This is a genomic window from Kitasatospora sp. NPDC008115 (assembly GCF_042957205.1).
Lineage (GTDB): Bacteria > Actinomycetota > Actinomycetes > Streptomycetales > Streptomycetaceae > Kitasatospora.
This window is the reverse complement of sequence record NZ_JBIBHU010000063.1, coordinates 1-11,664: the sequence shown is the minus strand read 5'-3', so window position 1 is coordinate 11,664 and position 11,664 is coordinate 1. Positions and strand designations below refer to the sequence as shown.

Annotated in this window: 16 protein-coding genes; 6 read left to right on the top strand and 10 right to left on the bottom strand. The window is 71.8% G+C overall.

What is annotated here, in order from left to right; translation table 11 throughout:
- Window positions 1-726: acyl-CoA dehydrogenase family protein (locus ACFZBX_RS36605; RefSeq protein WP_391538139.1), on the top strand; the 726-nt coding region annotated here is incomplete at its 5' end.
- 88 nt (window positions 727-814) lie between these two features.
- On the opposite strand, the gene ACFZBX_RS36600 is transcribed toward ACFZBX_RS36605, so the two are convergent.
- From ACFZBX_RS36600 to ACFZBX_RS36590, 3 genes are all read right to left on the bottom strand, one after another.
- Window positions 815-2,320, bottom strand: coding sequence for a PKD domain-containing protein (locus tag ACFZBX_RS36600; protein ID WP_391538140.1), 1,506 nt, complete (start codon window positions 2,318-2,320; stop codon window positions 815-817).
- Window positions 2,321-2,469: 149 nt separating this feature from the next.
- Window positions 2,470-2,931 carry a right-handed parallel beta-helix repeat-containing protein gene (locus ACFZBX_RS36595; RefSeq protein WP_391538138.1) on the bottom strand — a complete coding sequence of 154 codons (462 nt, stop codon included), beginning with the start codon at window positions 2,929-2,931 and terminating at the stop codon, window positions 2,470-2,472.
- The gene (locus ACFZBX_RS36590) at window positions 2,928-3,500 is read right to left on the bottom strand and encodes a hypothetical protein (protein WP_391538137.1); all 573 of its coding nucleotides are present in this window, start codon (window positions 3,498-3,500) and stop codon (window positions 2,928-2,930) included. The genes ACFZBX_RS36595 and ACFZBX_RS36590 overlap by 4 nt, the downstream gene beginning before the upstream one ends.
- Before the next feature lie 409 nt (window positions 3,501-3,909).
- On the opposite strand from ACFZBX_RS36590, the gene ACFZBX_RS36585 reads away from it, so the two are divergent.
- Window positions 3,910-5,157 (top strand): beta-ketoacyl-[acyl-carrier-protein] synthase family protein, encoded by a 1,248-nt coding sequence (locus ACFZBX_RS36585; protein ID WP_391538136.1) that lies wholly within the window; start codon window positions 3,910-3,912, stop codon window positions 5,155-5,157.
- Window positions 5,158-5,201: 44 nt separating this feature from the next.
- A complete protein-coding gene (locus ACFZBX_RS36580; protein ID WP_391538135.1) occupies window positions 5,202-5,687 on the top strand; it encodes a GNAT family N-acetyltransferase in 486 nt (161 codons plus the stop codon).
- A gap of 64 nt (window positions 5,688-5,751) precedes the next feature.
- Here the strand turns inward: ACFZBX_RS36580 and ACFZBX_RS36575 are convergent, their stop codons facing one another.
- On the bottom strand, window positions 5,752-6,231 hold the full coding sequence (locus ACFZBX_RS36575) for a hypothetical protein (protein ID WP_391538134.1): 480 nt from the start codon (window positions 6,229-6,231) through the stop codon (window positions 5,752-5,754).
- 141 nt (window positions 6,232-6,372) lie between these two features.
- Window positions 6,373-6,969 carry an NAD(P)H-dependent oxidoreductase gene (locus ACFZBX_RS36570; protein ID WP_391538133.1) on the bottom strand — a complete coding sequence of 199 codons (597 nt, stop codon included), beginning with the start codon at window positions 6,967-6,969 and terminating at the stop codon, window positions 6,373-6,375.
- Between the two features lie 55 nt (window positions 6,970-7,024).
- On the opposite strand from ACFZBX_RS36570, the gene ACFZBX_RS36565 reads away from it, so the two are divergent.
- Both ACFZBX_RS36565 and ACFZBX_RS36560 read left to right on the top strand, forming a co-directional pair.
- Window positions 7,025-7,678: a class I SAM-dependent DNA methyltransferase gene (locus ACFZBX_RS36565; RefSeq protein WP_391538132.1), complete on the top strand. Its 654-nt coding sequence runs from the start codon at window positions 7,025-7,027 to the stop codon at window positions 7,676-7,678.
- A 75-nt stretch (window positions 7,679-7,753) separates the two neighbouring features.
- On the top strand, window positions 7,754-8,248 hold the full coding sequence (locus ACFZBX_RS36560) for a peptidylprolyl isomerase (protein ID WP_391538131.1): 495 nt from the start codon (window positions 7,754-7,756) through the stop codon (window positions 8,246-8,248).
- A gap of 109 nt (window positions 8,249-8,357) precedes the next feature.
- On the opposite strand, the gene ACFZBX_RS36555 is transcribed toward ACFZBX_RS36560, so the two are convergent.
- Window positions 8,358-8,798, bottom strand: a complete 441-nt coding sequence (locus tag ACFZBX_RS36555; protein ID WP_391538130.1) for a DoxX family protein — start codon at window positions 8,796-8,798, stop codon at window positions 8,358-8,360.
- 81 nt (window positions 8,799-8,879) lie between these two features.
- Between ACFZBX_RS36555 and ACFZBX_RS36550 the strand changes: the two genes are divergently transcribed.
- Entirely contained in the window at window positions 8,880-9,449 is a 570-nt protein-coding gene (locus tag ACFZBX_RS36550; protein WP_391538129.1) for a TetR-like C-terminal domain-containing protein, read from the top strand.
- 38 nt (window positions 9,450-9,487) lie between these two features.
- On the opposite strand, the gene ACFZBX_RS36545 is transcribed toward ACFZBX_RS36550, so the two are convergent.
- The 4 genes from ACFZBX_RS36545 to ACFZBX_RS36530 all read right to left on the bottom strand — a co-directional run bounded on the left by ACFZBX_RS36545 (window position 9,488) and on the right by ACFZBX_RS36530 (window position 11,207).
- The gene (locus ACFZBX_RS36545; protein ID WP_391538128.1) at window positions 9,488-10,012 is read right to left on the bottom strand and encodes a peptidylprolyl isomerase; all 525 of its coding nucleotides are present in this window, start codon (window positions 10,010-10,012) and stop codon (window positions 9,488-9,490) included.
- A 159-nt stretch (window positions 10,013-10,171) separates the two neighbouring features.
- Window positions 10,172-10,297 (bottom strand): DUF397 domain-containing protein, encoded by a 126-nt coding sequence (locus tag ACFZBX_RS36540; RefSeq protein ID WP_391538127.1) that lies wholly within the window; start codon window positions 10,295-10,297, stop codon window positions 10,172-10,174.
- A gap of 188 nt (window positions 10,298-10,485) precedes the next feature.
- Window positions 10,486-10,896 (bottom strand): SRPBCC domain-containing protein, encoded by a 411-nt coding sequence (locus ACFZBX_RS36535; RefSeq protein WP_391538126.1) that lies wholly within the window; start codon window positions 10,894-10,896, stop codon window positions 10,486-10,488.
- Entirely contained in the window at window positions 10,893-11,207 is a 315-nt protein-coding gene (locus ACFZBX_RS36530) for an ArsR/SmtB family transcription factor (protein ID WP_391538125.1), read from the bottom strand. Before ACFZBX_RS36530 ends, ACFZBX_RS36535 begins: the two co-directional genes overlap by 4 nt.
- Window positions 11,208-11,664: the final 457 nt, after the last annotated feature.

Below are 11,664 nucleotides of genomic sequence, written 5' to 3'. Positions count from 1 at the left end.
ACGCGGGCGGTGCGTGACGGGGACTTCTGGGTGCTGAACGGTGTGAAGCGGTGGATCACCAACGCGGGTGTGTCGGAGTTCTACACGGTGATGGCCGTGACGGATCCGGAGAAGCGGTCGAAGGGGATCTCGGCGTTCGTGGTGGAGAAGGGCGACGAGGGGGTGTCGTTCGGTGCGCCGGAGCGGAAGCTGGGGATCAAGGGGTCGCCGACGCGTGAGGTGTACTTCGACGATGTGCGGGTTCCGGCGGATCGGATGATCGGTGCGGAGGGGACGGGTTTCGCGACGGCGATGCGGACGCTGGACCACACGCGGGTGACGATCGCGGCGCAGGCGCTGGGGATCGCGCAGGGTGCGCTGGACTACGCGAAGGGGTATGTGCGTGAGCGCCGGCAGTTCGGGAAGCCGATCGGTGACTTCCAGGGTGTGCAGTTCATGCTGGCGGACATGGCGATGAAGCTGGAGGCGGCGCGTCAGCTGACGTATGCGGCGGCGGCGAAGTCCCAGCGCGGGGACGGGGATCTGACGTTCTTCGGTGCGGCGGCGAAGTGTTTCGCGTCGGACGCGGCGATGGAGATCACGACGGACGCGGTGCAGTTGCTGGGCGGGTACGGGTACACCCGGGACTATCCGCTGGAGCGGATGATGCGGGACGCGAAGATCACCCAGATCTACGAGGGCACCAACCAGATCCAGCGCATCGTGATGGCCCGCAACCTGCCGTAACCCGCCGACGGACCCGTGCGGCAAGCACCGGAGCCCCCGGCCGAAGCGATTCGGCCGGGGGCTCCGTCGTGCTTCCCGAGTGGTGGCGTCAGGAGGCGGCGACCGCCAGTTCGCTGAAATTCGGGCTGGTGACAGCCGCGCTCACATTGCCCCAGCGGGACCACGTGCCGCGGTCGTAGTCGCCGGTGGCGTTGTAGAGCCGGCCGCCGTCCGAGACGGCGAAGATGTGCAGGCGGTTGCCGATGGTGACGGCGGAGACCCGCTTGACGCTGCCGACGTCGGTGCCCGCGACGGCGGTGATGTCGCCCCAGCCGCTCCAGCGGCCGGCGGCGTAGTCGGCGCTGGCCTGGTGGATGCCGTTGCCGGCGGCGGCGATGATGTGCAGGGTGCTGCCGATGGAGGCGGCGGACAGGTCGGTGATCGGCGCGCTGGGCAGGCCGAGCATGGAGGTGGGGTCACCGACGTTCCAGGTGCCGCGGTCGTAGTTGCCGTCGGCGTCGTAGACGCGGCCGCCGTTGCCGAGGGCGACGACGTGCAGGGAGTTGCCGACGGCGGCGGCGGCGATCCGGGTGGCCTGGGGCAGGCCGGAGGCGGCGGTGACGTCGCCCCAGCCGGACCAGGTGCCGGCGTTCCAGTCGCCGGTGGCCTGGAGCACCCGGCCGCCGACCAGGGCGAGGACGTGCAGCTTGCGGCCCATGACGGCGGTGGCCACCTGGGTCGGGGCGCCCGGCAGCGGTCCGGCGGCGCCGTAGGCGGTGATCTCGCCCCAGCCACTCCAGTTGCCGTCCGACATGCTGCGGTCGGCGATGTAGAGGCGCCCGTTGGCGGCGACCACGTTGTGGGCCACGCCGTCGGTGGTGGTGCCGATCGCCGTCGAGGTGACGGCGTTCTCGGCGAACGGCCGGCCGTTCGCGGGGATGGACGTGAAGGGCGCCCAGATGCCGTAGCCGTAGTGCGCGCCGCCGTTCAGCAGCACGGACGAGCCGGTGGCCAGCACCTGCACCCGCTCACCGGGCTTGAGCACGGCGAGCGACGGGGTGACGGTGACCGGGACGTCCTCCCGGAAGGTCACCTCGCCGGCCTCGTCCCGGGCCGTGTACGTCACGGAGTAGGTGCCGGGCGTCGCATAGCTGTGCGCGACGTTGTCCTGGGAGGCGGCCACGGCCTCCACGGTGCCGTCGCCGAAGTCGATCGTGCCACCGGTCCGGACGTAGGGCGACCTGGCATCGAGGTCGAACCGGTAGGTGTGGGGCCAGCCCACGTTGGTGGCGCGGAAGGAGGCGCGCCGGTCGGACGCCGGCTGCACATGGGCGAACGAGGACGACGCCTCGGCACGACCGCCCGTGGCGTCGACGGCCGTGGCCGTCACGTAGAAGTACTGGCTGGAGTAGCCGGACAGGGTGTAGGTGTGCCGCACCGTGGTGTCGGTCGTGCGCACCGGCTCACTGCCGTCGCCGAAGTCGATCAGGTAGCTGCCGGGGGCGGTGCCCCAGGTGTTCTGGAAGCCGAGCGTGGCCTCGACGGTGAGCGGCGTCGGTCCGGTCGGGGTGGCGGTGTCACTGCCCTTGACCTGCAGCAGGGTCGGGTCGGACATCCCGCTGAGCTCATGGGCACCGCGGTCGCGGGTGCTGCCACCCGTGTTGGCCACCTGGGGGTGGTCGATGGCGGGCTGGCCGGAGAGGTCGGTGCCGACGCCGGGGGCCGTCGGGTCGGCGGAGTCGATCGCGCCGGCCGCGGCCTCGGTCAGCTTGTTGAGCGGATTCTGCAGGTTCGACCAGGGGTAGGTGACGGCCAGGTCGAGGTCGTGCGCGCCCTGTCCGGTGGCGGTGGTGAACGCGGCCGGGGACGCGTAGCCGGTGCCGCCCACGCGTAGGGCTGCGAGCCGGGCCGCGCGTGCACGACGTTGTAGTCGACGCTCGCGGTCGGGGCGGCCTCGGCCGAGACGCTGATCTGGGTCTGGGCGGGAAGGGTGCCGCAGGAAACGCCTTGTGCGGCCCCGTCGACCGCGATGTTGTTCTTCACCACGGCCCTCGGCGAGTCGCCGTCCACCCGGATGCCGTCGAAGCAGCTGAGCGCGAAGGTGTTGTTGGTGACGGCGAGGTCGGCCACGCCGGTGGCCGTGAGGCCGGTGCTCTCGGTGCGGCTGAAGTCGTTGCCGGTCACCAGGATGTCGTGTGCGCCGTCCCTGACGACCAGTCCGTTCACGTGGTTGAACGAGTTCCGGCTGACCGTGATGTGGTCGCTGCCGCTGGTGATGAGGAGGGAATCGTGGTAGCCGGAGTAGTCGTGTACCGGTTCTGGTCGAGGACCACCCGGGACGAGCGGTAGACCTGCACTCCGTACGGGGCGAAGGTGCGGAAGCCCCGGAGCGAGACGTCGTGCACATCGGTGAGGATGAAGGCGTTGGGGCCGCCTTGGGGGCCGCCGCGGACGACCGGCATGCTGTTCCGGGTGAACGGCCCGCTCTCGACCGGTCCGCCGAGGAAGGTGATCGGCTTGTCCGGCGTGCCGGAGCGGGTGATCATGACCTGCTCCGGGTAGTCGCCGGGCCACACCAGCACGGTCTGCCCGGGCTCGACCACGGCGGCCGCGGCGGAGATGGTGCAGAACGGCCGGGTGACCGTTCCGGACCCCTGGTTCGAGCAGCTGAAGGCGTTCTTGTTGACGTGGAGCGTGGTCGCGGTGGCGGCCGGGGCGGCCGTCGCGGGCACGGGCAGTCCGAGCGCGGCGGTGGCCGCCGCTATGGTCAGCCCGAGGGCATGACGCAGGCGCACGTGGAGTTTCCCCTCTGGGATGTGATGGTGCGTTCACCGAATGGTGGTGCGTTCGCCGGATCCCCTTCGTGCGCGGATTCGAGGGGCACTCGGGGTGGGGCCGGTGAACGATCGCGCCGAGTATGGCAGGGCCGATGATGCGTGGGCGACCGGAAATCCGATCGTCTTGAGGTCGTGATCTCGAGTGCCCGGAATGTCCGTCGGGGTGCGGCGGTGACCGCGTCGGGGGTTGTGGCCTCGTTCTGGAGGGTTCCAACAAATCGAAGCCTGCCGAATGGGTCGGCTGACACATCTGAATGTCCATCAAGGCCATGACAGTGTGGGCATCGAGGCGAAGGCTCCCCGTGCCCACCGGTGCGGTGAGTTGTACCTACCTCACAACCTCCACAGAAGCCATGGAGATTTTTCGATGGGTACTGACAACAACCGGCTCCGAGGCCTCTCCGTCGAGCCGGTGCTGGTCACCGGTCTCGGGGCGACCACGCCGCTCGGCGGCGACGTCGCCTCCACCTGGTCCGCGATGCTGGCCGGCGACGGCGGCATCCGGCCGATCGAGGCGGACTGGGCCGACGGGCTGCCGGTCCGGATCGCCGGGCGGCTCGCGGTCGAACCGTCCGAGGTCATCGACCGGGTCCGGGCCCGCCGCCTCGACCGCTGCGAGCAGGTCGCGCTGATCGCCGCCCGTGAGGCCTGGGCCGACGCCGGTGCCCCCGAGGTCGACGGCGAGCGGCTGGCGGTGGTGATCGGCACCGGCACCGGCGGCGCGCTCACCATGCTCGGCCAGGACGACGTCCTGGAGGCCTCCGGGGTCCGGAAGGTCTCCCCGCACACCGTGCCGATGCTGATGGCCAACGGCCCGGCCGCCTGGGTCTCCATCGAACTCGGCGCCCGGGCCGGCGCGCACACCACGGTGAGCGCCTGCGCGTCCGGCGCCGAGGCGATCGCGCTCGGCCTGGACCTCATCCGCCTCGGCCGGGCCGACGTGGTGGTGGCGGGCGGCGCCGAGGCGTGCATCTGCCCGCTGACGGTGGCCGGCTTCGCCCAGGCCAGGGCCCACTCGCTGCGCAACGACGAGCCCGGCCGGGCCTCCCGCCCGTTCGACGTCGACCGGGACGGCTTCGTGATCGGCGAGGGCGCGGCCGTCGTCGTCCTGGAGCGGGCCGGCTTCGCCGCCGCCCGCCGGGCCCGCGCCCACGCCACCCTGGCCGGTGCGGCGGTCACCTCCGACGCCCAGCACATCACGGCGGCCGCCGCCGAGGGCCAGGTCCGCGCGATGCGCCGGGCGGTCGCCGAGGCCGGGCTGTCGCCGCTGGACATCGCACTCGTCCACGCCCACGCCACCTCCACCCCGCTCGGCGACCTGGTCGAGGCCGAGTCGGTCACCGAGGCGATCGGCGCCCACCCGCTGGTCACCGCCACCAAGTCGATGACCGGCCACCTCTTCGGCGCGGCGGGCGCGCTCGGCGCGCTGGCGGCCGTCCTCGCGCTGCGCGACGGCGCCGTCCCGCCCACCCGCAACCTGGAGCGGCAGGACCCGGCGGTCAAGCTGGACGTGGTCGCGGGCGCCGCACGCCGGGGCCCGCTCGGTGCGGCGCTCACCAACGCCTTCGGCTTCGGCGGCCACAACGCCTCGCTGGTGTTCACGCCGGCACCGTGAAAAACCGGGGGACCGGCGGGCGGGCGCTCACTAGGGTGACCGGCATGTCTACGCCGACGGAATCGTCTCCGGCCCCGGCCCTGCGGCTCGAACCGGTCACCCCGAAGAACATCGACGCCGCCCTGGAGCTCAAGGTCCGCCCCGACCAGGACCACCTGGTCGCCCCGGTGGCCACCTCGCTGGCCGAGGCGTACGCGTACGGTGAGACCGCCTGGCCCAGGCTGGTCTACGACGGCGAGCGGCTGGTCGGGTTCGTGATGGGGTTCTTCGACGTCGTCTTCGGGCCGGGCGAGCCGCCGCGCTCCGGACTCTGGCGCCTCCTCGTCGCCGCCGACACCCAGGGCAGGGGCTACGGCCGGTTCGCCGTCGAGCAGGTCGCCGCCGAGGTCCGCCGCCGTGGCGGCACCCGGGTCTGCGTCACCTATGTGCCGGGGGAGGGCGGCCCGGCGGGGTTCTACGCCCGCCTCGGCTTCCGGCCGACGGGCGAGCGCAGCGGGGACCAGGACGTCGCGGAGCTGGACCTGGTCTGAGCCCGCCGCCTGCCGGACGGGCGCCCCGGCCGTTTCCGGGGCGCCCGTCCGACCGGCCCGGGCCTTAACCGACGAGGCGGAACTTGGTGGTCGGCACGCCCTGGATGCTGGCGCAGTCCAGGTTCGACGTGGTGGCGCTGTAGGTCCAGCCGGCCGGCACGCTGCACGCCCACATGCCGTTGACCGGCGTGCGCAGGTGGAAGGTGGTGGCCAGGACGCCCGACGTCTGGCTGCACGTGGTGCTGTGGCCGACGGAGTCGTAGGTGAAGCCGGGCGCGCCGGTACACGCGGTCAGCCCGTCGACGGGCGTGCGCAGGTGGAACCGCGGCGAGTTCCAGCTGCCGCCGCCGCTGCACGTGCGGTCCATGGACACGCCGTCGTAGACGTAGCCGGACGGGACGGAGCAGGCCCAGGTGCCGTCCAGGCCCGTGGTGGTGGTCGTGGCGGCGGAGGCGGTGGTCGCGGTGGCCGCGCCGGAGAGCAGCAGCGTCAGCGCGGCGAACGCGGCGGGCAGGGTGGTGCGTGCGGTGCGTGCGACGGACATGGTTCTCCTTCGGTCGTGTGGGCGTTCACTGCCGCCGACGGTTCTAGCACGCACGGCGGGCCGTCAGCCCGGTGCTCCGCCGCGGACGATCACTCCGCCGCCCGCCGTCTACGTGCGGTCGCGCACCGCCTCCGGTCGGCGTCAGCCGATCAGCGCCGCCGCGTCCTGCCGTGCCTGGCGCAGCCAGTGCGCGCGCTCGGCGTCCGAGGAATCGGTCACGGTGCGGAACACCCGTCTGCGAACGTCCGTCACACCGACGTAGGGCAGCACGCACGCCGCCCAGATCCGCTCCAGCGGATCCCCGAACTCCTCGCGCTCCCGGGCCTCGGGGGTGTCGGAGGTGTTCAGCACCAGCGCCCGCCCGGCCCGCAGCAGCCCGACCGGCTCCCCGTCCGCCGTCCCCAGCTTGTACGCGACGCCCGGCACCATGACCCGCTGCACCCATCCGGCGAGCACGGCGGGCGGCATGCCCCACCAGTTGGGGTGGACCAGCACGAGGGCGTCGAGGGTGGCCACCTCCTCCCGGTGCAGCGCGAGCCGCGCGTCCCCGGCGGCCTGGCTCGCGGCCACCGTCTCCGTCTCGTCGGCGGTGAGCAGCGGGGAGAAGCCCTCGGCGTACAGATCATGCGCGACGACCTCGGCGCCCTGCCCGCGCAGCTCGTCCACCACCGCCTCGAACAGCGCGTGGTTGAAGCTCCCCGGCCTCGGATGCGCCAGATAGACCCCGACCTTCACCATGCCCCCTCCTGCCCCTCCGGATCGGCCGATCCTAACCCCGGTAGGGTCGATCGCCGTGACCACCACCGAGCCCGAATTCCTCACCGCCGCCCGGACGTTCTACGACGCGGTCGCCGCCGACTACGCCGACCGCTACGGCGGCGCGCTGGCCACCGCGACCTGGGACCGGGCCATGCTCGCCGCGTTCGCCGAACTGGTCACCACGGCCGGCGGCGGCCCCGTCGCCGAACTCGGCTGCGGTCCGGGCCGGATCACCGGCCACCTGGCCGCCCTCGGCCTGGACGTCTCCGGCCTGGACCTCTCCCCCCGGATGATCGACCTGGCCCGAGCCGCCCACCCGCGGATCCCCTTCCAGGTCGGTTCCATCCTCGACCTGCCGTACTCCGACGGCGGGCTGGCCGGCATCGTCGCCTGGTACTCGATCATCCACACCCCGGCCGAGCAGCTCCCGAGGGTCTTCGCCGAGTTCCACCGCACCCTCGCCCCGGGAGCCCCGGTCATCCTGGCCTTCCAGGCCGGCGAGGGCGCCCTGCGCATCGAGGACCCCTTCGGCTACCCGGCCGCCCTGGACTTCCGCCGCCGGCAGCCCGACCACCTCGAAGCCCTGGCCACCGAGGCCGGCCTCAAGGTCACCACCCGCCTCGTCCGCGAACCGGAGGACGGGGAGCGGACCCCGCAGGCCTACCTGCTGGCCCGGAAAGCGGCGTAGGCGGGGGGCCTGTCGTGACCGACCGCACGCCGGGGGGATCGCACGTCTGTGCGCACGGCATGCCATCATCCCTGCATGGGTTCCAACGTTTTCTTCGACATCACCATCAACGACGAGCCGGCCGGCCGCATCGTCTTCACGCTCTTCGACGACATCGTCCCGAAGACCGCGCAGAACTTCCGCGAGCTGGCCACCGGCCAGCACGGTTTCGGCTACGAGGGCTCGTCCTTCCACCGGGTCATCCCGGGCTTCATGCTGCAGGGCGGTGACTTCACCCGCGGTGACGGCACCGGCGGCAAGAGCATCTACGGCGAGAAGTTCGCGGACGAGAACTTCCAGCTCAAGCACACCAAGCCGGGCCAGCTCTCGATGGCCAACGCGGGCCGCAACACCAACGGCTCGCAGTTCTTCATCACCACCATCGTGACCAACTGGCTGGACGGCAAGCACGTCGTCTTCGGCGAGGTCGTCGAGGGCCTGGACCTCGTGACCAAGATCGAGGGCCTGGGCTCGCAGAGCGGCCGGACCAAGGCGAAGATCACCATCGCCAAGTCCGGCATCGTGGAGTAAGGGCTCGCCCCTTTCGCTCGCATTCGGACGCGGCCCGCACACCAGCGGGCCGCGTCCGCGCGTTTTGGGCGCGGAGTGGGAAGTCGGATCGGCCGACTTCCTGCTCCGGTCAGACCGCGGCGGCGACGGCCGCCGCGACGAACAGCACCTGCATCGCCGTGCGCGCGGGCAGCGGGGTGACCGGCTTGCCCCGGAGGGCGCCGCCGTGGCGGGCGGCGTGCACGTTGGCCGGGAACATCGCGAGCATCAGCAGGGCGAGTCCGACGGCCGCGTACGGGGCGAGCGGCGGGACGAGGAGGCCGACGGCGCCGGCCAGTTCGAGGACGCCGGTGAGCGTGACCAGCAGCTCGGGGCGGGGGAGCACGGGCGGGATCATCGCGACGAAGCCGCGCCGGAAGGCGGGCACGAAGTGCGGCACGCCGGTGGTGACGAACATCAGCGCGAGGGCGCCGCGGACGGCCGGTTGCCAGGCGTCCAGGCCGTCGACGGCGATCAGGCCGAGCAGGCGGAGGACGGCGAAGCCACCGAGGAGGGCGATGAGCGGGGCCATGTGGATACTCCAATCTTGTCACTGGCAAGATTTGCGCGGTCGGGTAATCTTGTCAATGCCTAGATGAAGAGAGGGAGCGGGATGGCGAAGGTCGAGAGCTATCACCACGGGAACCTGCGGCGGGCGGTGCTGGACGCTGCGCTGGCGGCGGTCGAGGAGTCGGGGCCGTCGGGGTGGAGCCTGAGGGAGTTGGCGCGGCGGGCGGGGGTGTCGCATGCGGCGCCGGCGCACCACTTCGGGGACAAGACGGGGGTGCTGACGGCGGTCGCGGCGGAGGGGTTCGAGCGGTTCGCGGACGCGTTGGAGCGGGCGGCGGGGGATCCGTACGGGTCGGGTGTGGCGTACGTGCGGTTCGCGGTGGACCACCGGGCGTACTTCGAGGTGATGTTCCGGCCGGAGCTGTACCGGGCGGACGATGCGGAGTTGGCGGCGGCCCGAGACCGGGCCGGCGCGGTGCTGGCGGCGAGCGGGCGGAGGCTCTCGCCGGGGGAGGGGGCGCAGAGGGCGACGACGATCGCGGCGTGGTCGCTCGCGCACGGCTTCGCGAGCCTGTGGCTCAATGGCGCGTTGCCGGAGAGCCGGGGGGAGGTGGATGTCGAGGAGCTGGCGAGGGAGGTACTGCGGGTGGTGTTCGGGGGTGGGGAGGAGTAGGAAGTCGGCGGGGCCGACTTCCTACTCCGGGGGGTGGGTTATCGGATCTCGATGGTCACGGATTCGATGACGACCGGCTCCAGGGGGCGGTCACCCGGGCCGGTCGGGGTGGCGGCGATGGCGTCGACGGTCTTCTGGCTGTCGGGGTCGGTGACCTCGCCGAAGATGGTGTGCTTGCGGTTGAGGTGGGGGGTGGCGCGGGTGGTGATGAAGAACTGGGAGCCGTTGGTGTTCGGGCCCGCGTTGGCCATGGCCAGGAGGTAGGGCTTGGTGAAGAAGAGCTCGGGGTGGAACTCGTCGGCGAAGTCGTAGCCGGGGCCGCCGGTGCCGTCGCCGAGCGGATCGCCGCCCTGGATCATGAAGTTGGGGATGACGCGGTGGAAGGTCGTCCCGTTGTAGAGCGGCGCGTTGGTGGGAGCCCCGGTCGAGGGGTCCGTCCACTCGCGGGACCCTTCGGCCAGTTCGACGAAGTTGCGCACGGTGCGAGGGGTGTGGAACTGGAAGAGCTTGGCGGTGATGGAGCCGTGGTTGGTCTTGATGACGGCGTAGTGCTGCGAGCCCATGGCCTGAGGCACCTTTCGATCGAGCGGCCGGACCGCCCGATCCTGCCACGGGTCACAGGCGGTGCTTGAGGTCCCGCTGGCTCTCGCCGCAAACCTCGCATGAATCAACAGTGATACCCGGCGGCCTCTCGCTCGCCCGAGCGAGAGGCCGCCCCAGCGTCAGCGAATGATGAAGCTTTCGCGGTCAGACTCCCTCATCTCCACCACCCCGTCGAAGGCGCGAACCTCTAGGCATTCGCCTGAGGAGCTGCTGAAAGATGACTGCTGCCAGTCGTCGTGGTGCACTTCAGTCCTTCGGATTCTGAGCTGTCTCGCCGATCAGCTCGCGTGACTCCTCTTCGGAGAGCGCCGCCTTCTCAATCCGCTGGAAAATTGCGCAACGACGACCAGCCCACCTGATGCGGACCGGGCTTCCCTGTCGCAGCGCGAACGAGCGCAGGGAGGGGCAGTCGGCCCGATTCCGTCCGCCGGATTCAGGCGGTCTCGCCCAGGAGGCCGGCGAGGCGGTCCAGGACGTGGGGCCAGCCGTTGCCCATGCCCGCGTACGCCTGGCGGCCCATCGGGGAGTCGAGGTCGAAACCGGTGTGGGTGAGGTAGAGGTGGGTGCCGGAGCCTTCCGCCTCCAGCCGCCAGGTGACCGTGGTGTCGAGGGCGCCCTCGGCGAAGCGGTAGGTCAGCAGACGCTCGGGCTCGACCTCGGTCACCTCGCACTGCTGGCTGCCGAAGTTGCCCATGTCCAGGGTGAAGCGGTGGCCGGCGACCGGCCTGATGTCACCGGCCGCCCACCAGCGGGTGTGCAGGCCGGGGTCGGTCAGTGCGTTCCACACTGCCGCCGGGGTGTGGGGCAGGAACTTGTCGCAGTTGATCGTGTTGCTCTCGGTCACTTCTCGTTCTCCTCATCCAGTAGATCGGCCAGCAGGTCCAGGCGCTGCTTCCAGTAGTGCTCGAACGGATGCAGCCAGCGGCCCACCTCGGCCAGCGCGGCCGGCTGGAGGTGGTAGAAGCGGTGCCGCCCGCGAGGCTCCTCGCGCACGAGTCCGGCGGTCTTGAGTACCGACAGATGCTCGGAGACCGCGGGCCTCCCGAGCTCGAACATCGCGGCCAGCTCACCCGTCGAGCACGGCCCTTCACGCAGGGTTTCGAGCAGTTTGCGACGTACTGGATTGGCCAGCACGCCGAACACGTCGGAGGGCATGCAACGAACATATGTCGGAGGTTTCCGACGCGTCAATTTTTCCCGACGCATTGCGCTGTCCACCCGCGTGCTCGGCGGCACCCCGCTCTCCGCTGCCCTCGCCGAACCGGCAGGCCGTCCCGCCGACCGCCCTCACGAGGCCCCGGGCGATCGTTGCGGGTTGGCCATGGCGAGCAGATAGGGCTTGGTGAACGCCAGGTCCGGGGTGGACTTCTGGCCGGGGTCGGCGGTTCCCTGCCCAGGGGGCGCCGCCCTGAGTGGCTCTCCCGGACACGTGCCGAACGGTCGCCGACGTGTTCGAAGCCCCCGCCAAGAGGCCCCGGAACGACGGAGGGCGGGGGGGGGGGGGGGGGGGGGGGCCCCCCCCCCCCCCCCCCGGGGGGGGGGGGGGGGCCCCCCGGGGGGGGCCGCCCCGGGGGGGGGGGGGCGGGGCCGCCCCCCCCCCCCCCGGGGCCGC

Bases quoted from the DNA above. Each gene is read 5' to 3' on its own strand.
- ACFZBX_RS36600 (WP_391538140.1), bottom strand. From the start codon at position 2,320: ATGTCCGACCCGACCCTGCTGCAGGTCAAGGGCAGTGACACCGCCACC.
- ACFZBX_RS36585 (WP_391538136.1), top strand. From the start codon at position 3,910: ATGGGTACTGACAACAACCGGCTCCGAGGCCTCTCCGTCGAGCCGGTG.
- ACFZBX_RS36580 (WP_391538135.1), top strand. From the start codon at position 5,202: ATGTCTACGCCGACGGAATCGTCTCCGGCCCCGGCCCTGCGGCTCGAA.
- ACFZBX_RS36575 (WP_391538134.1), bottom strand. From the start codon at position 6,231: ATGTCCGTCGCACGCACCGCACGCACCACCCTGCCCGCCGCGTTCGCC.
- ACFZBX_RS36570 (WP_391538133.1), bottom strand. From the start codon at position 6,969: ATGGTGAAGGTCGGGGTCTATCTGGCGCATCCGAGGCCGGGGAGCTTC.
- ACFZBX_RS36560 (WP_391538131.1), top strand. From the start codon at position 7,754: ATGGGTTCCAACGTTTTCTTCGACATCACCATCAACGACGAGCCGGCC.
- ACFZBX_RS36555 (WP_391538130.1), bottom strand. From the start codon at position 8,798: ATGGCCCCGCTCATCGCCCTCCTCGGTGGCTTCGCCGTCCTCCGCCTG.
- ACFZBX_RS36550 (WP_391538129.1), top strand. From the start codon at position 8,880: ATGGCGAAGGTCGAGAGCTATCACCACGGGAACCTGCGGCGGGCGGTG.
- ACFZBX_RS36545 (WP_391538128.1), bottom strand. From the start codon at position 10,012: ATGGGCTCGCAGCACTACGCCGTCATCAAGACCAACCACGGCTCCATC.
- ACFZBX_RS36530 (WP_391538125.1), bottom strand. From the start codon at position 11,207: ATGCCCTCCGACGTGTTCGGCGTGCTGGCCAATCCAGTACGTCGCAAA.